General features: G+C 43.5%; 21 protein-coding genes. 12 read left to right on the plus strand and 9 right to left on the minus strand.

The genetic code is table 11. From position 1 onward, the window contains the following. Positions 1 to 28 precede the first annotated feature (28 nt). Entirely contained in the window at positions 29 to 2,086 is a 2,058-nt protein-coding gene (locus ACWATR_RS24290; RefSeq protein WP_460338112.1) for a thioredoxin domain-containing protein, read from the minus strand. A gap of 283 nt (positions 2,087 to 2,369) precedes the next feature. After that, positions 2,370 to 2,525 carry a hypothetical protein gene (locus ACWATR_RS24295; protein WP_460338114.1) on the minus strand — a complete coding sequence of 52 codons (156 nt, stop codon included), beginning with the start codon at positions 2,523 to 2,525 and terminating at the stop codon, positions 2,370 to 2,372. 479 nt (positions 2,526 to 3,004) lie between these two features. Between ACWATR_RS24295 and clpP the strand changes: the two genes are divergently transcribed. Then, a complete protein-coding gene (gene clpP, locus ACWATR_RS24300) occupies positions 3,005 to 3,616 on the plus strand; it encodes an ATP-dependent Clp endopeptidase proteolytic subunit ClpP (RefSeq protein WP_335197050.1) in 612 nt (203 codons plus the stop codon). A 334-nt stretch (positions 3,617 to 3,950) separates the two neighbouring features. Here clpP and ACWATR_RS24305 read toward each other — a convergent pair whose 3' ends face one another. After that, on the minus strand, positions 3,951 to 4,838 hold the full coding sequence (locus tag ACWATR_RS24305) for a hypothetical protein (RefSeq protein WP_460338116.1): 888 nt from the start codon (positions 4,836 to 4,838) through the stop codon (positions 3,951 to 3,953). A 977-nt stretch (positions 4,839 to 5,815) separates the two neighbouring features. On the opposite strand from ACWATR_RS24305, the gene ACWATR_RS24310 reads away from it, so the two are divergent. From ACWATR_RS24310 to ACWATR_RS24320, 3 genes are all read left to right on the plus strand, one after another. Beyond that, positions 5,816 to 8,170, plus strand: a complete 2,355-nt coding sequence (locus tag ACWATR_RS24310) for a ribonuclease R family protein (protein ID WP_460338118.1) — start codon at positions 5,816 to 5,818, stop codon at positions 8,168 to 8,170. 16 nt (positions 8,171 to 8,186) lie between these two features. Then, on the plus strand, positions 8,187 to 8,807 hold the full coding sequence (locus ACWATR_RS24315; RefSeq protein WP_460338120.1) for a flavin prenyltransferase UbiX: 621 nt from the start codon (positions 8,187 to 8,189) through the stop codon (positions 8,805 to 8,807). Positions 8,808 to 8,980: 173 nt separating this feature from the next. After that, positions 8,981 to 9,679 (plus strand): LapA family protein, encoded by a 699-nt coding sequence (locus ACWATR_RS24320; protein ID WP_460338122.1) that lies wholly within the window; start codon positions 8,981 to 8,983, stop codon positions 9,677 to 9,679. Positions 9,680 to 9,698: 19 nt separating this feature from the next. On the opposite strand, the gene ACWATR_RS24325 is transcribed toward ACWATR_RS24320, so the two are convergent. Next, entirely contained in the window at positions 9,699 to 9,896 is a 198-nt protein-coding gene (locus ACWATR_RS24325) for a hypothetical protein (RefSeq protein WP_069068584.1), read from the minus strand. Positions 9,897 to 10,725: 829 nt separating this feature from the next. Here ACWATR_RS24325 and ACWATR_RS24330 point away from each other — a divergent pair. Then, entirely contained in the window at positions 10,726 to 11,271 is a 546-nt protein-coding gene (locus ACWATR_RS24330; protein WP_460338124.1) for a shikimate kinase, read from the plus strand. A gap of 11 nt (positions 11,272 to 11,282) precedes the next feature. Here the strand turns inward: ACWATR_RS24330 and ACWATR_RS24335 are convergent, their stop codons facing one another. Beyond that, positions 11,283 to 11,885, minus strand: a complete 603-nt coding sequence (locus ACWATR_RS24335; RefSeq protein ID WP_460340648.1) for a Uma2 family endonuclease — start codon at positions 11,883 to 11,885, stop codon at positions 11,283 to 11,285. 348 nt (positions 11,886 to 12,233) lie between these two features. On the opposite strand from ACWATR_RS24335, the gene argB reads away from it, so the two are divergent. Then, positions 12,234 to 13,130, plus strand: coding sequence for an acetylglutamate kinase (argB, locus tag ACWATR_RS24340; protein WP_460338126.1), 897 nt, complete (start codon positions 12,234 to 12,236; stop codon positions 13,128 to 13,130). A 55-nt stretch (positions 13,131 to 13,185) separates the two neighbouring features. Here the strand turns inward: argB and ACWATR_RS24345 are convergent, their stop codons facing one another. Beyond that, entirely contained in the window at positions 13,186 to 13,596 is a 411-nt protein-coding gene (locus tag ACWATR_RS24345) for a hypothetical protein (RefSeq protein WP_460338128.1), read from the minus strand. Between the two features lie 169 nt (positions 13,597 to 13,765). Here ACWATR_RS24345 and ACWATR_RS24350 point away from each other — a divergent pair, with 169 nt between their 5' ends. Beyond that, the gene (locus ACWATR_RS24350; protein ID WP_460338130.1) at positions 13,766 to 14,308 is read left to right on the plus strand and encodes a tetratricopeptide repeat protein; all 543 of its coding nucleotides are present in this window, start codon (positions 13,766 to 13,768) and stop codon (positions 14,306 to 14,308) included. Positions 14,309 to 14,499: 191 nt separating this feature from the next. Next, on the plus strand, positions 14,500 to 15,390 hold the full coding sequence (locus ACWATR_RS24355; RefSeq protein WP_460338132.1) for a DUF3153 domain-containing protein: 891 nt from the start codon (positions 14,500 to 14,502) through the stop codon (positions 15,388 to 15,390). A 1-nt stretch (position 15,391) separates the two neighbouring features. Here the strand turns inward: ACWATR_RS24355 and ACWATR_RS24360 are convergent, their stop codons facing one another. Then, positions 15,392 to 15,790, minus strand: coding sequence for a winged helix-turn-helix transcriptional regulator (locus ACWATR_RS24360; protein ID WP_460338134.1), 399 nt, complete (start codon positions 15,788 to 15,790; stop codon positions 15,392 to 15,394). Between the two features lie 150 nt (positions 15,791 to 15,940). On the opposite strand from ACWATR_RS24360, the gene ACWATR_RS24365 reads away from it, so the two are divergent. Further along, entirely contained in the window at positions 15,941 to 16,558 is a 618-nt protein-coding gene (locus tag ACWATR_RS24365) for an FMN-dependent NADH-azoreductase (RefSeq protein WP_460338136.1), read from the plus strand. A 180-nt stretch (positions 16,559 to 16,738) separates the two neighbouring features. Here the strand turns inward: ACWATR_RS24365 and pdxH are convergent, their stop codons facing one another. Beyond that, positions 16,739 to 17,383, minus strand: coding sequence for a pyridoxamine 5'-phosphate oxidase (gene pdxH / locus ACWATR_RS24370; RefSeq protein ID WP_069068576.1), 645 nt, complete (start codon positions 17,381 to 17,383; stop codon positions 16,739 to 16,741). 127 nt (positions 17,384 to 17,510) lie between these two features. Between pdxH and ACWATR_RS24375 the strand changes: the two genes are divergently transcribed. The 3 genes from ACWATR_RS24375 to ACWATR_RS24385 all read left to right on the plus strand — a co-directional run bounded on the left by ACWATR_RS24375 (position 17,511) and on the right by ACWATR_RS24385 (position 21,028). Continuing rightward, positions 17,511 to 18,596 carry an AI-2E family transporter gene (locus tag ACWATR_RS24375; RefSeq protein ID WP_460338139.1) on the plus strand — a complete coding sequence of 362 codons (1,086 nt, stop codon included), beginning with the start codon at positions 17,511 to 17,513 and terminating at the stop codon, positions 18,594 to 18,596. Positions 18,597 to 18,796: 200 nt separating this feature from the next. Next, a complete protein-coding gene (locus ACWATR_RS24380; RefSeq protein ID WP_460338141.1) occupies positions 18,797 to 19,627 on the plus strand; it encodes a segregation/condensation protein A in 831 nt (276 codons plus the stop codon). 231 nt (positions 19,628 to 19,858) lie between these two features. Then, complete coding sequence (locus ACWATR_RS24385) at positions 19,859 to 21,028, plus strand: sugar phosphate nucleotidyltransferase (RefSeq protein ID WP_460338143.1); 1,170 nt, start codon at positions 19,859 to 19,861, stop codon at positions 21,026 to 21,028. 189 nt (positions 21,029 to 21,217) lie between these two features. Here the strand turns inward: ACWATR_RS24385 and speA are convergent, their stop codons facing one another. Further along, positions 21,218 to 23,233: a biosynthetic arginine decarboxylase gene (speA, locus tag ACWATR_RS24390; RefSeq protein WP_460338145.1), complete on the minus strand. Its 2,016-nt coding sequence runs from the start codon at positions 23,231 to 23,233 to the stop codon at positions 21,218 to 21,220. Between the last annotated feature and the right edge of the window lie 193 nt (positions 23,234 to 23,426).

The following is a 23,426-nucleotide window of genomic DNA, read 5'->3' on the forward strand; positions in this document are numbered from 1 at the left end:
AGTATTTAATCCCTTCTTGAGAGCGATTTCACGCCCTCACCTGACTTTTCTCGACTTGCTGTAATAAATGCTCTACATTTGCTGCTGGTGCAAGACACTTCAAACCTTGGCAAACTAAGCCAATGCTTCCCTCTGGTAAATCAGATGTGATAGCAAATGCAGCCACCGGCAAATACTTGGGGATCAAAGCGTTGATTTGCTCGGTTGTACTGCGAATCAAGGTGGAGTTACGATACCAATCCAAAGCTGTAAACAAGCTGGGACAAGCTTGAGGAGCGCGATGCATCACACTCTTAAAAGCTTTCAAACCAAGTTCCGCTAAATCTAAATAATCTAGATTATCGGTGAGTAGGGCGAGACGGACAAGATTAGCGATCGCAATTCCATTAGCTGATGGTGTAGCATTATCCGCATAACTGCGCTCTCTGACAATTAAATCTTGACTAGAATCGCTTGATGTGTTATGGTAACCGCCTAACTCTACACTCCAGAGAAATTCGTTAAATTCATCTTGGATAGCGATCGCATTTTCTAACCATTGCTTCTGCTCAGGGTTGGAAGCTTGTAAATCTAGCAGAGCTTTAATAAACAAAGCGTAATCTTCAGACTGAGCTAAAACAGTCGCTTCTCCTTGATAGTTAAGTCTCTGGAAACGCCCATCTACAAACTGATTTTCCAAGATAAAATTTGCGGCTCGTGCTGCTAATTCTAGATACAACGGTTGTCGGAAAACCCCAGCAGCCCTAGCCAGCCCAGAAATCATCAAGCTATTCCAAGCGACAATCATTTTTGTATCTGTCACCGAGGGAATGCGACCTGGCCAGTTAGTGGTTTTTGCTTCCTGGTTGTTACGAGCTGGGGGAAAAGTTTCTATTGACTCAGAACTAACGCCATAACGAACTGTAAACAGCTTTTTCAGTGCCGCTTCCAGTGTTGCACTCAGTTGACCTGTATGGCGTCTTTGCAAAACATTACGTCCTTCAAAGTTACCGTTAGGCGTCACCGTAAACTGCTGTTCTAATTCCGTTAATTCTTCAGGCGTTAATAGTTGTTGTAGTTCGCTGTAACTCCAGACATAAAAGGCTCCTTCTTCTGGTTCTACCGCCGTGGGTTCAGTGAAGCTGTCGGCATCTTGAGCAGCATAGAAGTAACCTTCAGGTGCGGTCATTTCCCGCTTCAGCCATTGTACAGTACCAGCAACCGCCCTCTCAAACGCTGGTTCTTGTACTCCCGTACTCCACAAAGAAGCTATGTACTCGACAATCTGTCCATTGTCGTAGAGCATCTTTTCAAAGTGAGGAACTGTCCAAGTCGGGTCAACAGTATAGCGATGAAAACCACCGGCCACATGGTCATAAATGCCTCCCAGCGCTAAGTCTAGTCCCCGTTGGGTAGCAACTTGCTTGCCATCATAGCGAGATTCAAAATTAAATCGATTTCCCCGCAGTGCTAATTCTGTATAGGGAATCATCGGAAAACTATTACCGGATTGACTAGGGGCAATTACACCTGTACTGGTTTCCCAACCTTGGCGGAGTAATTCATGGTCTTCAAGCTCCGTTGTTGTATCGTCTTGCAACACCGCAGACGTGAGCAGAGACTCAATAATTAAGGCTTTGCGTTGCTGTAAATCTTCTTTTTCTGTATCGTAATAACGGCGAAGCGCTTGCAACACCTGTAAAAATCCTGGACGACCATAACGCGGGTCTACAGGGAAATAAGTACCAGCGTAAAACGGCACTAAATCTTCTGGGGAAAGAAAAATATTTAAAGGCCAACCCCCTTGACCGCTCATCATCTGCAAAGCTTGCATATAGATGCTATCGAGGTCAGGTCTTTCTTCCCTGTCTACTTTGATGGGAAGATAATTGGCATTCATGTAGTCAGCGATCGCAATATCAGAAAAAGCCTCGCCTTCCATGACAGTACACCAGTGGCAACTGGAGTAGCCAATGGAGAGAAAAATCGGTTTATTTTGTGCCCTTGCAGTTGCAAGTGCTTCGTCACACCAAGGCCACCAATCAATGGGGTTTTCGGCGTGTTTGCGGAGATAGAGGCTCTTAGCTTCAGCAAGACGATTAGTCATGTTCAAATGCAAGTAGTTGCCTTCTTTGCTCAGTCTATCCTGTTCCCAGGAGTGTTAGCCGAGTCGGCTATGTACATAAGCAAGAAACCCTACGCGCAAATTACCCCTTGGGTAGGAGTTAGCAATCCATCTTTTTGATATCGCCTAAGTAAGTTGGTGTAAAAAATTCCGAGTTTGTAAACAGTGCTTTAGTGTTAAAGCGCCGACTACAAGGAAATGATTTTTATATGGTTAGGTTTATTTGCGCCGACTTACTTACACCTGTGCAACTTATGAAACATTGTTATTGAAAAGATCGCAATAGCAAGCTAACAATATTTGGTGGCGTTTCTCGTATAGGTGATGCTGTCTTTGTCTGAATTAAAGTATTTGGGCTAAGTCCTGCTATCAGGTGGAGCAAGAAGGTGATGATGGCGGCTTGTACAAGTTTTTCCAGCATGGCACGTCTCTCTCTGAGTGGATAGCATTTCAAGTAGGACTGGTTATTCTAAATACACCTCGTACTATCGATTTACCGAATCTAACAAAAATAACTTGATAATTGCTGAGGGAAATTATAAAAAAATGTTTAAAATGTTACTGGATATTTAATATAATTCCCTAGGCAAGTCGGATTTCGGTTATCGGTCTAATCACACACATCGCCAAGGTTGTGCAGCAAAGGCAGAAACATGAGATGGCGAGAGTTGGAGTTTTTTAATCAGTTCTTCCCTAAACCGGGATATTCTTTTAGACAGCTTTTAAGACTAAAAAGTGCCCTTAGAGGTTGAATCTATTGCAAAATGTGCTTTTGCTCCCTTGTTCGATAAAGCAGAATGGGAAAGATTTGCTTCTATCTAGCTGAGAACAGTAGAGATAAACCCCAGTTTCGTGCTGTCACCGATAAAATGTATTTAAAGTAGCCACAAACACGCTTCCATGATTCCTATCGTTATTGAACAATCGGGTCGAGGTGAACGCGCCTTTGACATCTACTCACGGCTGTTACGTGAGCGCATCATCTTTTTGGGACAACAGGTTGACAACAACATTGCTAACTTGATTGTTGCCCAACTGCTGTATTTGGATGCTGAAGACCCGGAGAAAGACATTTATATGTACATCAATTCTCCCGGTGGTTCGGTGACGGCTGGTATGGGCATTTTTGACACTATGAAACACATTCGCCCTGATGTCTGTACAATTTGTACCGGATTGGCGGCGAGTATGGGTGCTTTCCTCCTCAGTGCAGGTGCTAAGGGTAAACGAATGAGTCTACCCCATTCTCGGATTATGATTCATCAGCCTTTAGGGGGTGCTCAAGGACAGGCGACTGATATTGAAATTCAGGCGCGGGAAATTCTCTACCACAAGCGGCGGCTAAACGACTATTTAGCTGAACATACAGGTCAACCAATTGAGCGGATTGCTGAAGATACTGAACGTGACTTTTTCATGTCACCAGAAGAAGCCAGGGATTATGGTTTGATTGACCAAGTGATTGACCGTCACGCCGCTGGTAGCCGTCCAGCCGTTGCTGCTGTTAATTAATAATCACGATTAAATGGTGATTTAACACTTTTAATTCCCTTAAACCCCAAAAATAACCCCTCTTCATAACTAGAAGAGGGGTTATTTTTGAAATGGGTAGTCTACTCAAGTATTTAACGTGATGTTCGATGAGTGATAGTGTCCATCTAAATTAGACGTAAAAAAAGACCTCTCCCTGGTTTTACTACGCAAAACCGTCCCTCTCCGACTCGGAGAGGGACAGACTTGAACTTTAGTTCAAGGCAGGGAGAGGTTTATCGAACTCACGTTATTTAATACCGATTTGAACAAATGACAAATGACAAATGACCAATGACAAATAACTAATGACAAATCAAAATCCCGCTATTGGGTCTGGCTCAGATTGAAGGAATTTGAGGAATCCGTGCAATTCTTCTTCAGTTAGCAAAGTGCGCCCCCGCTTACCGTAAGTTTTAATCAGATGCTCTCGTCCCTGTTCTGGTGTCCAGCCTAAACGCTGAAGTTCGACATCTGTTTTAGCAATTACATCCGATAAATCCACGGGTTCAGCTTTCTTCTTTCTCTTTCCTGTTCCTGAAGGGGTAGGGACATCCTCTTGAGGGCTGTAACTCCGGGGTATAAATGGTGTGACATTATTAGCAGAAATTGCTGGAAAGGTTTGATTTTCAACCTGGTTATCAAAGGTTATTTCCAATTTTTCAACTGGAGGATCAAATTCTAGCTCCCGATTGGGGGTAACAGGAAAGTTTTGATTTAAATCCTGGTTATAGGTATCGCTTGTTAGGGGTGCAGTATTGCTGTACTCGTACTGTTCGTTACTGCTTGTTACTACTTCTGGTTTAATGTTCCGTTCTTTAGAAGGCGGTATAGATATTTCTTTGTCGCTAACTGGTGGCCACTGACTACTAACAAAATCTCCATCTTTTGCAGGAGAATAGGCAGCGGACTCATTCAATCCACCTTTGGGATTCAAGGGAGAATTTTGCTGTACCGGGGAAATTGGACTTGAGGTAAATGCCACTGATTCTGGTGGCGTATTTGTAATACCCAAAACTATCAGTGCCCTAGTTCTGGCTTGGTCTTCTGCTGCTTCTACTGTTTCTGCTGCTGCCATACCCGTAGCACGGGTTACGCCTTCAATTTGTACGCTTGCCCGAACAATATATTTTCCTTGAAAAATTTGTACTAATTCAGAAATCAAACTGCCCTTGGGATACAAGCTCTGGAATTGAGCCAACATAATACTGCTACCAATCTAAATCTTTTGGGGACTGGGGACTGGGGACTGGGGATTTGGGGATTGGGGACTGGGGACTGGGGACTGGGAAAGAATTATTTTAATCCTAATCCCTAGTCTCTAATACTTAATCCCTAATCACCAATCCCTAATCCCCAGTCCCTTTTAAAGTAATATTTTTGCTTTGCCTTGTGTCCCAATTGTAGCAGTAGCTGTTTTTTGACGAAATTTTTGGCTAGTGCTAACTTACCTGGGTAGTCTTACCTGCAATGCTATACTGGTGAACCAACTTGATATCTAGAACTATTTTCTGGAAGTGCGCTCTAAATCTACAATAATGAAGATAAGGTTCGCCCTCACTGCTTATTAAGCTGCTCACCTAATTGTTACCGATTCTACATGTGGGACAATTGGGTTCACGGCAGTTCCTCCTAGTTAAAAATCAGAGTCTAATGGCGTAAAATTACCTTCACTCTAGACAATCAAACACCTGTAGTTTCCACGCCACTTGACGGCAGTTGCTCCACTTGGGGAGACCCCAAGACCGCACTGCCTCCTCCACTTGGGGTGACCCTAAGTAGAGCGGTGGCTCCCCTGCATAGCGCTTTTGGGTAGTATGGATTCTCTAAACCCAGCTTCTCAAAAACCCGTCGCGTAATTACCTAGCGGGGCTAAATTTGAATCAGGCGTGCAATCTTAAGTTTGGTTAGGTGAAGGGATTTAAACGCAGGCGAATTCTGAGAGCATCGTGCAGTGAGAAGTTCGTAGACGCCCAGAGTTGTCCGTGGGTCGGCTTTCTTTGCTCGGAACTGCGGGAGTAGTTTCCCACTCTTGCTGGGTCGGGCTTCCTTCCCTTGGAACTTAGGAAGCCTTGCCTCTGGGCAATTCGTTTCCAACTTGTTTCTGTAAGCCGTGAGGGTATACAGAAAAGAACCAGATTAAACAAAAAATGATGTTTTGACCAAAGGTCGGTTCACTGCATGGAATTTTCAATCGCTACACTCCTTGCCAATTTCACCGATGATAAATTGGTAGCTCGGAAGGTTTTAGAAAAGAAACTTGGCTGTGAAGATGAAAAAAGTTTACAAAAACTTCACATTGCCTTAGATGTTCTTGAAAAAATCGGTATTTTAGTGAAGGAACGGGGCAAGTACCGCCGTATATCAGAAGACGGAATCATTGAGGCAAAACTCCGTTGTTCTAGTAAAGGCTTTTGCTTTGCTATTCAAGATGTGGAAGGAGCTGAGGATATTTACATCCGTGAAAGTCATCTGAGTAATGCTTGGAATGGCGATCGCGTTTTGGTTAGAGTTCTCAAGGAAGGCAGTCGCCGTCGCTCTCCCGAAGGGGAGGTGAAGCTGATTCTCGAACGTTCTAATCACACTTTACTGGCACGAATTAAGCAGGTGGAAACTGGTTTCCGAGCTGTGCCTTTAGATGATCGATTGCTGTTTGAACTCAAGATTCAACCTAATGAGGCAAAGCTGGAAGAAGCGATCGATCACCTGGTTCATGTGGAAGTTTTGCGTTATCCGTTGGCACAATATCCTCCCCTCGGTCGAGTGGTGCAAATCCTCGGCAGCGATGCCGAAGCTGCTGCTGATATAGATTTAGTTACGTGCAAACACGACCTTTCCCGGACTTTTCCAGATAATGTCCTGGAAGCAGCTACCAGATTACCCAAAAAGCTGCTCAAAGCAGACCTAAAAAATCGGCTAGATTTGCGTAATTTGTTTACTCTCACCATTGAAGGGGTAAATGGCGATACTAAAGTTATAGAAAACGCTTTTAGTTTAGAAAAAAACTTAGCCGGAAATTGGCTGTTGGGCGTTCATATCACTGATGTTTCTCACTATGTCCAACCTGACGAAGCCCTAGATCGAGAAGCTCTCAAACGGGGTAAATCAGTTTATCTGGGAGAATTAGTGCTGCCAATTTTGCCTCCACTGGTGGCAGAACGCTGTTCTTTAGTACCTGGGAGCGATCGCTTAACCATCTCTTTTTTAATTACCATTGATCCCCAATCGGGAGAAGTGCTGGAGTGGGAAATTCAACCCAGTGTAATTAACGTAGAGACTGCACTGAGTACAGAACAAGCTCAAGCAATTCTCACAGGTGAAGCTCAAGACAAATCATCACAGGTTTCCCAAATCCTGCAAGACCTCCAAGCCTTGCAAACAGCCGTCAAACAGGTGCGGTTGAATCGTGGTAGCCTCCAGTTAAATCTGCCGCCTAGCCAAAACGCCTATTATGATGAGGGGATTTTAGGCGCTGTGGTGGTGAATGATTTACCAGTGCGATCGCTACTCACGGAGTTAGTGCTGCTAGTTAACCAACTGTTCGCAACTCACTTAAATGCTCTTGGTGTTCCCGCTATCTGGCGAGTCCAAGGTACACCCGATGTTGAAGATGTTCAGGAAATGCTGAAATTGGCAGTCAATTTAGGCGTTGACCTCACATTAGATGCAGAAGTCGATATTCAACCCTTAGATTATCAACATTTGACCACAGCTTTTGCCGAATCTCCTTCTGAGCAAGTTCTTACTTACTTATTACAAGATACACTTAAGCCGTCCGCGTACAGTACCACCAAAGGATCTCACTTTGGTCTAGCACTACCGCAATATGTCCACTTTAGCGCTCCCTTGCGACGGTATCCAGATTTGCTGATGCAGAGAGTGTATTACACGCTACTCGAAAACGGACGCGATCGCCGCAATACCCGTGTCAGAGAGCGCGTTAACCTGCGCCACTCCTCCAGCCATGAGGAAATTAACTGGAACGTTTTACCCCCAGAATTGCAACAAGAACTGCAAAGCGATTTAACTAGGGTAATTGTCCAAATCAACGACCGAGAAAAAGAAGTCCAAGAAGCTGAAGCTGATTTAGCTGGACTGCAAAAAGCCCAACTGATGAAGCAGCGCATCGGTCAGGTATTTCAAGGCGTAATTACCGGGGTTCAATCCTACGGTTTCTTTGTGGAAATTGAAGTACCAGCCGCCGAGGTAGAATCCAGCAGTAATCCTGGTGTGCCTTTGCGGGTAGAAGGATTGGTACACGTCAGTTCTCTCAAAGACGATTGGTACGAATATCGCGCCAGACAACAAGCACTATTTGGGCGCAAAAATCGCGCTTCTTATAGATTAGGCGATCGCGTCGCCGTCCAAGTTAAAAGTGTCGATTACTACCGTCAACAAATTGATTTGGTAACAGTCGGCAGCGATGGTGTAGCCAAAGGTTTGACTGGCAATGATTCTCGTGAGGAGCTTTCAGACCTCTACTTACCAAATGATATGGAGCCTGATGACCTAGACCCTTACTCAGAGGATGAGTAAAATTAACTAAAATTACGTGTCAAATAACACCAAGCCTTTAATCTTAGGCGTATCGGGCGCATCTGGTCTGATTTACGCTGTTCGCGCGATCAAATTTTTGCTAGAAGCGGAGTATAGTATTGAATTGGTTGCCTCTAAATCAACTTACATGGTTTGGCAATCAGAACAGGAAATTCGGATGCCACCAGAGCCAACTCAACAAGAACAATTTTGGCGAGAACAAGCTGGAGTTGAACTTTCGGGTAAACTCCGCTGCCATCCTTGGAGTGATGTCGGTGCCGGAATTGCCAGTGGTTCCTTTGCCACTCTGGGGATGATGATCATTCCATGCAGCATGAGTACAGTGGCAAAGCTAGCAGTTGGCTTGAGTTCCGATTTACTAGAACGGGCAGCGGATGTCCAACTCAAAGAAGGGCGAAAGCTGGTCATTGTCCCGCGTGAAACGCCTTTTAGCCTCATCCACCTGCGGAACTTAACCTCTTTAGCAGAAGTTGGAGTTAGAATTGTTCCCGCTATTCCCGCCTGGTATCACAATCCCCAAACCATCGAAGATTTAGTTGATTTTGTAGTTGCCCGTGCTTTAGATCAACTAGATATTGACTGCATCCCAATTCAGCGGTGGGAAGGTCGTCGCTAACGCCCTCAGTGGACTCATCGGAAATTTCACAATAGTCCTAAAAGGGTAATGATAGAGATGGCTGATAGTGTCAGTAGTCGGTGAACGGTAATTAGTGAAGAGTAATCAGACTGATAACTGACAACTGACCACTGACAACTAACCACTGATAACTGACAACTGACAAAATTGCTATGGCTGTAATTCGCTTAATTCTATTGGTGGCAGTACTGGGAGGACTAACACTGTTGTTAGTCCAAAATTTCTCACCTGCCCTATCGCTAGTATTTTTGGGCGTGCAAACTCAACCATTACCACTAGCGATATGGATTTTTTTCAGTACTGCCACTGGTGCTTTCACATCTGTATTGATTGCTACCTTGTTTAAATTATCCAGTTATTTTGTAGGAGGACAACGCCAAACTCCTAACAGAGCAACTGCAACTTCACCGCGTGCCAAGACAACTCGGAGAGAAGAACCTACATCTCGTCCTGCCAGCCCTCCACCACCAGCTAGTAAAAAAGAAGAGGCTAGCAATGATGTATTTGATGATTGGGAGACAAATGGTAGAGATGATGATTGGAATTTTGATGAAAATTCAGAGGAAGCGCCTACCCCCAATCCTCAAGCTCAACAGCCTAGAGACTCTAAAACTTACGAACGTCAATCAGAAGCCAAAAGCAGTTCTCAGTCTGGTTCAGTTTATTCTTACAGCTACCGTGAGCCAAAAAATACAGCTGCGGGAAAAACTGAATCTGTTTATGATGCTGATTACCGAGTAATCATCCCCCCTTATCAGCCGCCGACTACCAATCAAGCCGATGATGATGATTGGGACTTTTTTGAGGATGATGATGATTTTGAGGATGATGATAAACGCCCCCGTCGTTGAGATGTAGTAGGCTACGTCTCTACTTGTTAATGCCACACTGCTCTCTAGACTCCTGCTTGACCTTACCAGTCATGGCAGCTTCCTGCAAAGTCATGAAAGCATTAAAATCTTCTAAGTCATATCGGGTAGTCAACAGTTGTCGTAGTTGATCTTCAGCTTCCACTGTCAAATAGCCAGTAGCTAAAGCTCTTTGTACAACGTCACGAATTCGAGTCATGGTTGACACCTCATTCATACTATATTTATTCATTCAGGCTTATTGGGGTGAAATATGCAGTATTCTTTGTGCCGAAATTTCAACTTTGCAAGGTTTTTTTTAGCGATCGCAGCGAATAAGTCATCATTTACACCTTTATAAGAAACATTTAATTGAGCGGGGCTTGTTATAACTGAACTTTTAGAATAACGACCCTGTGCTGTTAAAAACACAGTATTGTGTATACTTAAAATTACCTAACAGGGTAAAAATCCTGATTATTTAGATAGACAGATATTGTTTGGATAAAGTTTCAAACAAGCTATATTAATTTTTTTGTTAAGCAGAGCGATCGCTATGCAGCAATTACCAAGTTACTTCAGGGAATTTACTACATTCCTGATAAATTCGTAATTTATTACTTATGGTAATTTCACAGAAGAATCGTTAATTTATTGCCTAAGTTACTTTCAATACATTAATAACGGTAATGACCGCAGTTGATTCATAGTAAATAGAAGATGAATCTGTAGAAGTTAAAAATAATTGAACGTTAGAAAACTTATACGTAAATTTGATATCCGCAGAGAGAAAAGCCTTGACATCAGTTGAAAATAAATTTCTTGGAGATTTACAAACAATTTGATTTTTCATTTTTTCTGGTTTAAGAACTTCCCAGATTAAAACCTGATTAGTGATTGCCTTTGTGACTACCCATAGTGCGATCCCTCTTTTATATATCTGGTTGTGAGATAGATGCAAAACTCCGTATTTTTAAATCTTAGATTGAGTCATTGAGTTTATAATTTTAAACTGTGACTCAGAACTAATAATTGGAGCGAAGCAACTGGTGAGCAGCTTATTACAAGGAGTCAACCTGTACTTAATTGGGATGATGGGCGTTGGTAAGACGACAGTAGGTCACTTACTAGCAAAGGAACTGGGCTATGGATTTGTTGATACCGATGATGTTATTACCCAAGCGACAGGTAAATCTATCAATCAGTTATTTGCCCAAGAAGGTGAAGCGGGATTTCGCCAATTAGAAAGCGACGTACTTTCACAAGTCTGTGCTTTTACAAAGTTGACTATAGCAACTGGTGGGGGCATTGTACTGCGGCGAGAAAACTGGGGTTACTTGCACCACGGGTTGATAGTGTGGCTAGATGCGCCAGTAGAGCTAATTTACAGCCGTTTAGCTGAGGATATCACAAGACCACTTTTAGAAGATGCCGATCCTAAAGGTAAGTTGCGATCGCTCCTTGAACAACGAACCCCACTTTACTCTCAAGCCGATTTGCATATCACCGAGCGAGAGGGGGATACACCTGAAGACATTGCCAAGCGAATACTTGAGGCAATTCCTAGTGTTCTCAAAACACAAGTTTCTCATTAAGAAAACTCAAATTACCAAATTTTGCTCATCCGCAGGACAAATCCTGGTAATTCTGGATTGCCACTAACTACTTCGGGATTATCCAAAATTTCAACTTCTCGATTCGGACGGTAAATGTAGACTTTTCGATTCTGCCGATCAATTAACCAGCCTAGTGATGTACCGTTATCAATATACTCCTGCATTTTCTCTTGTAATTTGCTCAGGCGATCGCTGGATGAGCGTAACTCAATTACAAAGCTGGGACAAATTGGTGCAAATGAAGCTTTTTGTGCATCTGTTAAGGTATTCCAGCGCTCCAGTTCAATCCAAGAAGCATCAGGGGAACGCATTGCTCCATTGGGTAGCGTAAAACCTGCACTGGAATCAAAGCCTATGCCAGTGTCATCTTGTTCAGTCCAATACCCAAGCTGTGCAGCAATGTTAAAGTTACGGTTGCCCGTATCTGAAAAAGCTGGTGGCATAATGATGACTTCCCCATTGGCAGTACGCTCGATTCGTAAATCTCCATTGGCTTGGCAGAATTCGTAGAATTGCTCATTTGTCATCTGCACCAGCGAGGGGAAATTTACTGTTAGGGGTGTGCTTTCAGTTTGAATTAGCAGCGTGGTCATTTTCATTCCCTAGCTCCAGCCGAATGATTTCAATTCTAGAGGTTTGAAGGAGCGATCGCTTGCTTATTGTGTCGGGTAATCTGGCAACAGTGATTTATTTAGTATTCAGTTATTCCGAACACTACCATCAGGCATAATGTTGTACTGAATATTGCTCCTTAAGCAGTTTATTTATAATGTTGGGTTCTGCTAACGCTGCACCTAATCTTGTATCTTAAAAATAAGTTTTTGTAAGTGATACTTATACAAAAAGCTTATTTTGCTCTTGGCAGCCACAAGACATTGTTACAGGTTACAAAGTCTTCTACACTTACTGAAATAGGTTTTAACTCTCAACGGCGGCTCCTCATGACGGTCAACGATTCTGAATACATCAGGCAAGCTGAAGCCACTCGTGTACGTGTACTAAGCGAAGCACTACCTTATATTCAACAATTTGCCGGTCGCACTGTTGTTGTCAAATATGGTGGCGCAGCAATGAAAGATAGCGCACTCAAAGACAAAGTTATCCGCGACATTGTATTCTTATCCTGCGTGGGCTTGCGTCCGATTGTAGTTCACGGCGGTGGCCCAGAAATTAACAGTTGGTTAGATAAACTGGGCATCGAACCACAATTTAAGAATGGTTTGCGAGTCACTGATGCCGCCACAATGGATGTGGTGGAAATGGTTTTAGTTGGTCGAGTTAACAAAGAAATTGTCGCGCTAATTAACCAAGCTGGTGGATTGGCTGTAGGACTTTGCGGTAAAGACGGTAATCTATTTACAGCCCGTCCCCAAGGTCAAGAAGGCATCGGCTTTGTGGGGGAAGTTAGCAATGTTAACATCAAGATTTTGGACACCCTCGCTAGCAATGGCTATATTCCGGTAGTGTCCAGCGTCGCCGCAGACGAAACGGGACAAGCTTATAACATTAATGCTGATACTGTAGCTGGAGAAATTGCCGCAGCATTAGGTGCAGAAAAGTTAATTTTACTGACCGACACCAGTGGAATTTTAAAAGATTACAAAGACCAATCTACTTTGATTCCGAAAGTAGACATCCGCGAAGCCCGCGAGTTGATTGCTAATGGTATAGTCAGCGGTGGGATGATTCCCAAAGTGAGTTGTTGTGTGCGATCGCTTGCTCAAGGAGTCCGTGCAGCACACATCATTGATGGCCGCATTCCCCACGCCCTATTACTAGAAATCTTTACCGATGTTGGGATTGGGACAATGATTCTGGGTTCGCAGTTTACCTCTTAGGAGTGAGGAGTGAGGAGTGAGGAGTGAAGAGTTCTCCTACTGCTCACCCACTTCCTTAGCGGGGATAGGTAATGATAACGCGCGATCGCCCGCCACTAAATGGTGTCCGACGCCATGAATTATTGATAATCACCGGATTAACTATGGTTGAGTCTCGAATTGACGGATTAACCAGAGTCGGATTAATCAGGGTGGAATTTCTCACGTTTTGTCTGAATTGGGGATAGGAATAATCGCGGAAATGATTGCGTTGTGGGATTAATCCTGTTGCTGGGTCTACAGGCATAGGTGTAGGAATCGGACTACCATAAATAAAGGAACCGACAGATGGCGCTCGCCTAACTCCATAACCACCATCAATGACGATTACACGCTGGGCGGAAGCTGGAGCAATGGTTACACCCATCACTGCTAAAGTCATACCTGCTAGGAGCCAATTCAGTTGTGAATGCTTGATTTTCAACATATTTTGCTCACCCGCATAAGATACCGGAATTTTTAATCAGAAAATAGTCGCAGCTACTTACTTAAAATTTTAGAAGTTTATCCACTTTCAGATTGCCAGCTTTTGAAAAGATTCCAAAAAGATTGCTGGCATTGGCAAAATAAAAATAGTGCTAATTTTTGTATAAGACGTGAGTGCAGAAAGTTTAGAAATTGCTAAAACCCACTACCAGACTGGAAAAATTGCCTTTGAAAATGGGCAATATCGCGAAGCTGTAGAAAATTTAGAAAAGGCCAGTGCCCTGTTAGCTCGTAATTCTCGGCTTGGGGGTGAAGTAGAAATTTATCTGGTGACAGCTTATGAAGCAGCTGGACGCACCGACGATGCGATCGCTCTTTGCGAAAGACTCAAACGCCATCCCTATTTTGAAACCGGCAAACAAGCGCGACGGATGCTTTACATCTTAAAAGCACCAAAGCTGAAAAGACCTAGCGAATGGATGACCGAAATCCCTGATTTGGCCGCACTACCCGATAATGAACTCAAAATTTCTGTAGCTGCTAAATCCACTAAATCTTCTGTTCAGCAAAAACCTAAACCTACGGAGCCAGAATTCGTTGATCTCAGTCAGGTCAATACCAGAGATAATCGCTTTATCTGGGTGGCGCTAATTGCCATTGGTTTAACCATCTCGTACTTGCTTTGGTTGAATTTCTCAGGAACCCCTAGCTGATATCAATTTTGGATTTTTGATTGAATTGGGGATTGGGAAGATTTGAATGAGGATTCAGACCCAAACCAAATTCTTACTCATCTTTTCTTCCCCAGTACCCAGAGTGATCAAAATGGTGTTCCAGGAAGTTGAAACAATACTAAGAAGTCAAGATTGGTTAAAAAGTTTGACTTTTGGGGAGATTTATAATTATGAATTTTTCAATTTTCGGAAAGATTTTTTTGTGGTTCATCAGACCATTTAGTTTGGTATTGAGAAATATAAAACTAAATGGTCGAAATCGAATGAACCGTGTCTTTCCTATGCGAAGCCCTATTCTGTGGCTAGTGCTGTTAACATCCCTGCTACTTTCTGGCTGTGTAAAGTACGATGTGGGGGTTAATTTTGACAATTCAAATAGTGGTGAACTAGTACAGCATATTAAGTTGGGAGAACGATTAACTAGTTTTAGTGGTGATTCTGTATACGAATGGTTAAACAGCATAGAACGCCGTGCCCGTCAACTTGAGGGCAAAGCGCAACGAGTTTCCCAAGAAGAAATTATTGTCACCATTCCTTTTAGCAGTGGTACGGAATTGCAAGAAAAGTTCAACGAATTTTTTAACTCCCATGCGAATCAACCCTCCGAGCCTGTCCAGAGCGAATCTGACTCAGAACTGCCGAAAATTGAATCAAACGTCCTCTTAGAGGAGAACAATTTTTTACTTTTAGTCCGAAATCGGTTGATTTATGATTTGGATTTGCGATCGCTATCTCTAATTGCCAGCAAAGGTAACGTCTTGACTAATGCTGGTTCAATTCTCGATTTGGAATTTAGCCTGAAGACTCCTTGGGGAGCCAAAAACATCCAACTAACTGAAACTGCAATTGAGCCAGAAAAAAATGGCAATCAATTAGTGTGGAAACTCCAGCCTGGTGAGCTAAACCACATAGAAGCTGTTTTCTGGCTTCCTAGCCCTCTTGGTATTGGTGCGTTGTTAATTATCTTGTTTGTCTGGGGAGGATTGTACTTGAGATACAATTTCATGCCAGATCCCAGAATTCAGTTTCCTCCTAAAGCAGCAGTGATACAGGAACAGTAGACTATATTCTGTTGAATTTTGTTAGCGAAGCCGATGCATTCTCCATCGGCTTTTTTAATTCACATTCAGACTGTTGTTCGCCGCCATACCAACGTTCAGCAAGTGCATTGAGTTGATGAAGGATTTCAATGAGTTCTTGACCCCGTTCTGTAAGACCGTAAGTTACTTGGGGTGGGATAGTTGGTTCATACTGGCGATAAATAATTTCTGCTGCTTCAAGCATCCTCAGTCTTTCTGTCAGCATTTTGGTTGAGATGCCCTCGACTTGGCGCTTCAATGCACCAAAGCGAGTAGGCCCACTATTACCCAACACCCAGAGTATATACATTGTCCAGGGCCCTGATAATAGGGACATCAAAATACTTATTGGGCAAGCATCAGGATTTTTAGAAGCAGACATCGATAAATTAGCCAAAATTATCCGGTAGTTACTTTATGGTAACTACTTTACTTTAGTAACTAGTTACTTTTAGTATCTAATGTAATGCTTTGAAATAAAGACTTAAAGAAAAGTAAAAGCAGTAAATCCTAGTTAATCAGGAGATATTTGGTGGTAAACATTCTACATATTGATTCCAGCCCCCGTGCTGAACGATCGCACTCAAGAGAACTATCTAAGGAATTCGTCAGTGCTTGGAAAGCAAAGCATCCTGAAGATGCGATCGTCTATCGAGATTTAGGGCATTACCCAGTTCCTCACGTTGATGAAGCTTGGATTGCGGCGGCATTTTCCCCACCAGAAACCCATACCCCAGAATTAACTGAGGCAATTAGGATTTCTGACGAACTGGTTGATGAGTTTTTGGCAGCAGATCGCTACGTCTTTGGAGTGCCAATGTACAACTTCAATATACCTTCCACTTTTAAGGCTTATATCGACCAAATCGTTCGCATTAACCGGACTGTTGCTTTAGAAGCTCAAGGTTTTAGAGGGTTAGTCGAGGGTAAAAAGGCAGTTATCATCACAGCCCGCGGCGGTGACTTCAGCCCGACATCTCCTGCTTCTGCATACGACTTCCAAGAACCCTACCTGCGGACGATTTTCGGTTTTATTGGGATTACAGACATTCAATTTATTAACGCTAACAGCTTGAATGAGGGTGATGCCCGTACCCAATCTCTATCAGAAGCACGGGCAGCAATTCAAGATGCGATCGCCCAGTGGTAAGAGGGCAGGGAGCAGGGGAGAAGTTGTAGTAATTTTGTTCCCAATGCCCGCGTCTTCTTAGGGAACTCCAAGAAATAAATTATCCAATTTCACTCCTGCAAAACGACTTTCTCTCCCTCTATTCCCTGCTCCTTGTCCCTGCCTACATAGCGATGGGATATTTATTTATTTGGAAGTCCCTTATGGTGACAATCGCTCAATATTCCAAGTGCCATTATCTAAACGCCTGTAGAGTAAGCGATCGTGCAGACGGCTAGGGCGTCCTTGCCAAAACTCAATTTCTGTGGGGATCACTCGTAAGCCTCCCCAATGGGGCGGTCGGGGGATTTCCTCATTTTCATATTTGCTATTAAACTCTTGCAAGCGCCGCTCTAAGACTTCTCGGCTTTCTATCACCTCACTTTGATTAGATACCCACGCACCCAAGCGACTCTTACCAGGGCGACTTTCAAAATACTGGTCGGACTCAGTTTCGGAAACTTTCTCCACATACCCCACAATTCTGACTTGACGTTCCAGTTCTGCCCACCAGAAGACTAAAGCCGCCTGGGGATTTTCTGCCAGTTCTTGTCCTTTATGACTGTTGTAGTTGGTGAAGAAGGCAAAGCCCCGTTCATCAAAATCCTTAAGTAAAACCATTCTGGCAGAGGGCTTCCCATCTGGTGTGGCAGTGGCAATGGTCATGGCATTGGGTTCAGGAAGTTGTGCTGCGATTGCCTGATCGAACCATTTTTTAAATTGGATAAAAGGATTGAGGTCTACTTCGAGTTCGCTCAAACCTTCCAAGGTGTAGTCCTTACGAAGATCAGCTACGGTTTTGTCCATTGTGATTTGTTTCCTTACTATCAGATACGCTTATATATATCTTTGTTAAAAATATCTATCATGATGATCAGTGCCATCAAGAATTTTACAAATTCTCTCAAAGAATATCTAAAATAGGTTGCATCAAATGCGCCGTTCAGCCTCCCTTCAACGCTTGTTAATTTATGGTCTGAGTGGCCCAATTATCGCTCTTAATGTGTGGCTGCTGTCTGTGCTTTTTCGCTATTTTCAGCATCCCATTACCGTCTTGAGCATTGCGACAATTCTGGCTTTTCTCCTAAATTACCCGGTTCAGTTCTTTGAACGTGCCCGAATCACCCGCACTCAGGCGGTGATCATAGTTTTACTTGCAACATTAACCCTATTTGGGATTCTGGGCGTCACCCTAGTGCCGTTGATTATTGACCAAACAATCCAACTGTTAAATAAGATCCCTGATTGGTTAACCGCCAGTCAAGCAAACCTAGAGCAGTTTGAGATCCTGGCAAAGCAACGACGCTTGCCAATTGATCTGAGAGTTATAAGCAGCCAAATCAACGCCAACATTCAGAATTTGGTACAACAGCTAGCTTCTGGTGCAGTGGGATTTGCTGGGACATTGCTCTCAGGATTGCTTGACATAGTGTTAGTGATTGTGCTTGCATTTTATATGCTTTTATATGGCGATCGCGTCTGGTATGGTCTGATCAATCTTTTGCCTTCTAATATTGGAGATCCCCTCACTACATCCTTACGCCTAAATTTCCAGAACTTCTTCCTCAGCCAGTTGTTGCTAGGTCTATTCATGGTGGTAACTCTAACACCAATTTTCTTAGTGATGAAGGTACCCTTTGCCCTGTTGTTTGCCATATTAATCGGTATCTCAGAACTCATTCCCTTTATTGGGGCATTTCTCGGCATTGGTCTGGTGACGATTTTAGTACTGTTGCAAAATTGGTGGTTAGCAGTTGAAGTTGCTGTGGCGGCAATTCTCATGCAGCAGGTTAAAGATAACCTCTTAGCTCCCAGGTTACTTGGCAACTTTATTGGACTCAATCCCATTTGGATTTTTGTGGCTATTTTGATGGGATTTGAGATTGCTGGGTTGTTGGGAACGCTTGTTGCTGTTCCCATTGCTGGTACTATTAAAGGCACTTTTGATGCGATCAAGAGCGGTAAGTCGGGTGACTTTGTATCAACTGTCACTATTCCCCATGACTCGCCTCCAGATTAATGTCAAAAGTTGCACATTCTGATCTCACAATTCACAATGGTGATTGATTACAAATTTCAGAAGATACTGACTGCCAGCAGGCAATTCTGATTAAAAGAAGTGCAAGCAAATGTATGAACTACACGCTTTGCCAATAGTCAATGAGTTTACTGTTGAATTTAAAGTCTTTTGATTCTCATTAATTAATTTAGAACCTGTTGATGGAAGCTTCCGAGCTATTAAAAACAATCACACTCCTGATTTACCAAGCTGAACAGGGAGAAATTGACCCTTGGGATGTCCAAGTGATTGAGGTGATTGACCGTTACTTAGAACTTATGGCACCGGAGTCAATAGGAAGAGGCTATGAAGCGGACTTGTCTCAATCTGGACAAGCATTTTTGTCAGCATCAATGCTGGTATTATTCAAAGCCAATACCTTGATGCAATTGTCAACAGTAGGAGATGTCCAAGATGGTGTAGAAGATGATGGCCTATTGGAAGGTGAAGATGGTTTATCACATCAGGGTCATCGTCTACCATTAGAACGGCAATTGCGTCGTCGTCCATCGGCAATGCCGCCACCAAAGCGCCGGGTGACTCTGCAAGAGCTAATCAAGCAATTGCAGATTATGGCGAACCAGCTAAAACTAGTAGAAAAAGTCCCTAAACCGATCCGTCCCAGACGCCAACCTAGCGTTCAAAGTATGCGGGAGGCTCTGGAGTTAGCTCACCAGGAAAACCTGACAGAAGTAGCTGGGGAACTGGAGCAGGTGTTGAACTTATCAGCAAGGGAACTGAATTCAGAACAAAATTGGTTGAATTTAGAACAACTTGTAGATTTGTGGACTAAAACAAAGCTTCTCAAGCAAAATGGGTCTGGACATGAGACTAAACACAGTAATTTAGTTAGCGTTTTCTGGGCGCTACTATTACTTTCGGCTCAATCCAAAGTAGAGCTGTTTCAAGAGGAGTTTTATCATGAGATTAAAGTTCGTCTACTTACAGATTCAGCTAAGACCTGTAAACCTTTTGAGCAATCTATGAACTAAGAAAATCAAAAGTCGCCCTACAGATAATTTACAGATTTTTGATTCAATTCCAAAATCCGAGTAAATTGAAAAGATAAGCGATCGCTTGTCATCTAAGTATACTGATGGTTGTAATAACCACTAAATTCCTGTTATTCCTATTTTGAAGGATAACTTACAGCAGAAATAAAAACTGATGATTAAGTATCACTCGATGAAAGTAAACTGGCTTGTGGTTGAGGAATAAATTTTATGAAAGCGATGATTCTCGCAGCTGGTAAGGGTACTCGCGTGCGTCCAATTACCTATACAATTCCCAAACCGATGATTCCCATCCTGCAAAAGCCAGTGATGGAGTTCTTACTAGAACTATTACGCCAACATGGATTTGACCAGATTATGGTCAACGTTAGTCATTTGGCTGAGGAAATAGAAAACTATTTCCGTGACGGACAGCGGTTTGGGGTACAGATTGCCTATTCCTTTGAAGGGAAAATTGATGACGACGGTAAACTGGAGGGGGAAGCAATTGGTTCAGCGGGAGGAATGCGCCGCATCCAAGACTTCTCACCGTTTTTTGATGATACCTTTGTGGTTTTGTGCGGTGATGCTTTGATTGATTTGGATTTAACTGCGGCAGTTAAATGGCATAAAAAGAAAGGAGCGATCGCTACTATTATCACGAAATCTGTCCCCAAGGAAGAAGTTTCTAGCTACGGTGTGGTTGTGACTGACGAAGATGGTCGTGTCAAAGCTTTCCAAGAAAAACCTTCAACTGAAGAAGCTCTCAGCACTAACATCAACACAGGTATTTATATCTTTGAGCCAGAGGTTTTTAACTATATTCCTTCTGATGTGGAATATGACATTGGTAGCCAATTGTTTCCCAAATTGGTAGAAATCAAAGCTCCTTTCTACGCCATTCCTATGGACTTTGAATGGGTAGATATTGGTAAAGTCCCAGACTATTGGCGGGCGATTCGCGGTGTACTGCTGGGTGAAATCAAAAATGTGCAAATTCCTGGTCATGAAGTCGCCCCCGGCATCTACACTGGCTTAAATGTCGCTGTAAATTGGGACAAAGTGGATATTACAGGCCCAGTTTATATCGGCGGTATGACGAGAATCGAAGATGGAGCTAAAATTGTCGGCCCAGCAATGATTGGCCCCAATTGTTGGATATGTAGTGGTGCAACAGTAGATAACAGCGTGATTTTTGAATGGTCGCGCTTGGGTCCCGGAGTTCGGTTAGTCGATAAGCTGGTATTTGGACGTTATTGCGTGGATAAAACTGGTGCTGCGATTGATGTTCAAGCCGCTGCTTTAGACTGGCTAATTACCGATGCTCGTCAGACACCACCATCTCATACCCCTGTTGAACGACAAGCGATAGAGGAATTGTTGGGAACAAATGTAAATTAGGGAATGGGGAATGGGGAATGGGGAATGGGGAATGGGGAATGGGGAATGGGTATTGGGGACTGGGTATTGGGTATTGGGAAAAACTTTCCTATCTAGTCCCCACTCTTTACTCTCTTTTAGTCCCCGGTTCCAAGTCGTCCCCAGTCCCCAGTTCCAAGTCCCCAGTCCCAAGTCCCCAGTCCCCTATTCCTAACTATTTAAGTACGTATATCTTCTGAGACTCTGCTCGTAGGTTTGCAGTAGTCGCTGAGATTCCGCTAGGGTAATGCGTTTTTCTTCTAATGCTTTCTCACAACGCTGGCGAATGTTTTCCACCATATCTTCGGAGTCATACTGGACGTAGCTGACCACTTCACTCATGGTGTCACCTTTGACTATGTGTTCAATCTGATAGCCTTTGGGCGTCAATTGGATGTGAACGGCGTTGGTGTCGCCAAATAGGTTGTGCAAATTGCCCATGATTTCTTGGTAAGCTCCATTCAAGAACATCCCCAAATAATAGGGTTCTCCGGGCTTGTGGGTGTGCAACTCTAAAACCGATTTGACATCGCGCAGGTCAATAAAACGGTCGATTTTACCATCACTGTCGCAGGTTAAGTCTGCTAAAATTCCCCGCCGGGTTGGTTCTTCATCTAAGCGGTGGATTGGCATGATCGGGAATAGCTGATCGATCGCCCAGCAATCTGGTGCCGATTGAAACACTGACATATTAACGTAGTAGATGGAAGCCATGATTTTCTCTAGGTCTTCCAGTTCATCGGGTACGTATTCTTGCTGTCTGGTGATGTTAAGAATTTTTTGGCAACACGCCCAGTAGAGGCGTTCGGCTTTGGCTCGTTCTCTGAGGCGTAAAATTCCTAAGTTGAAGCGGCTGATGGCTTCTTCTTTGAATTGTGCGGCATCATGGTAGAACTCTTGGTAGTTCTCTTTATTGATGGATTGGTAAGTTTCCCACAGGTAATTGATAATCGGGGATTCTCCCTCTTGTGGAGGTTCTGGTGCATCGAGGGGGACATCGCTGGTACTCAGAACATCAAAAATCAATACCGACTGATGGGAAGCGATCGCTCGTCCACTTTCACTAATCAGTGTTGGTACGGGAATCTGACGCTCCGCACAGGTATCTTTTAACTCTGCCACGATGTCGTTGGCATAGTTCTGCATGTTGTAATTTTTCGATGCATAGAAGTTGGTTTGGGAGCCATCATAATCTACGCCCAAGCCACCACCAACATCAAGGTATTTCATATCTGCCCCCAGCATTGCCAATTCCACATAAATGCGGCTGGCTTCTTGGATAGCATCTTTAATCACATTAATGGCAGAGATTTGTGACCCGATGTGGAAGTGCATCAACTGCAAAGAATCGAGCAGGTTAGCTTCGCGTAACTTGTCAACAGCCTCAATGACTTCAGGCATTGTCAAACCAAATTTAGCGCGATCGCCACTAGAGGCTCCCCAACGTCCCATGCCTTGGGTACTGAGTTTAGCACGAACCCCCAAAATCGGCTTAATACCTAACTGGCGATTGGCATCAATCACCAAATCAACCTCTTCAATTTGTTCTAAAACGATGATTGGTGTTTGCCCTAGTCTTTGGGCTAACATTGCCGTTTCGATGTATTCTCGGTCTTTGTAGCCGTTGCAAACTAACAATGCTCCTGGTGTATCCAACACAGCCAGAGCAATCATTAATTCTGGTTTGGAACCTGCTTCTAAACCAAATTGATGGGGTTTGCCAAATTTCACTAAATCTTCAATCAAATGCCGTTCTTGATTGCATTTGACGGGAAACACGCCACGGTAGACACCGGGGTAATTGTAGCGAGCGATCGCTTTATTAAAACAAGCATTCAACCGCTCAATCCGGTCTTCCAAAATATCAGAAAAGCGAATCAACATGGGAAGTCCCAAGTTGCGCTGTTTCATGGAGTTGACCAATTCAAACAAGTCAAGAGAACCCCCGCGATCGCCCTTGGGTGACACGGTAACGTGACCAGCAGCGCTAATGGAAAAATAAGGTTGTCCCCATCCTTCAATGCGGTACAAGGCTTCGCTATCCTCAATTTTCCAGGAGCGAGGTAAATCTCCTGTGGTAGGACTAGGTGGTAACAGTTTTTTGTGCTTATGATTTTTCACTTCTTTTTGTCCATTGGACGGTACTTGTACCACCTCGTCAGATGTAGCAGTTGACTCAACACCCATTTCTTCCTAACCTCTGTTTTTCACCCACGAGTTAACAATTTAGCGCATTCATCTGGGAACGTATATGCACCCAAAGATAATTTCTGAGATAAACTCTGATTGGTCAAGAGTCGTATGTCATTAGTCACTGGTCATTAGTCACTAGTCATTAGTGTAAAACCCTTGGACAAAGGACAAAGGACAAAGGACAATT

The sequence above is a fragment of the Nostoc sp. UIC 10890 genome (assembly GCF_054786515.1).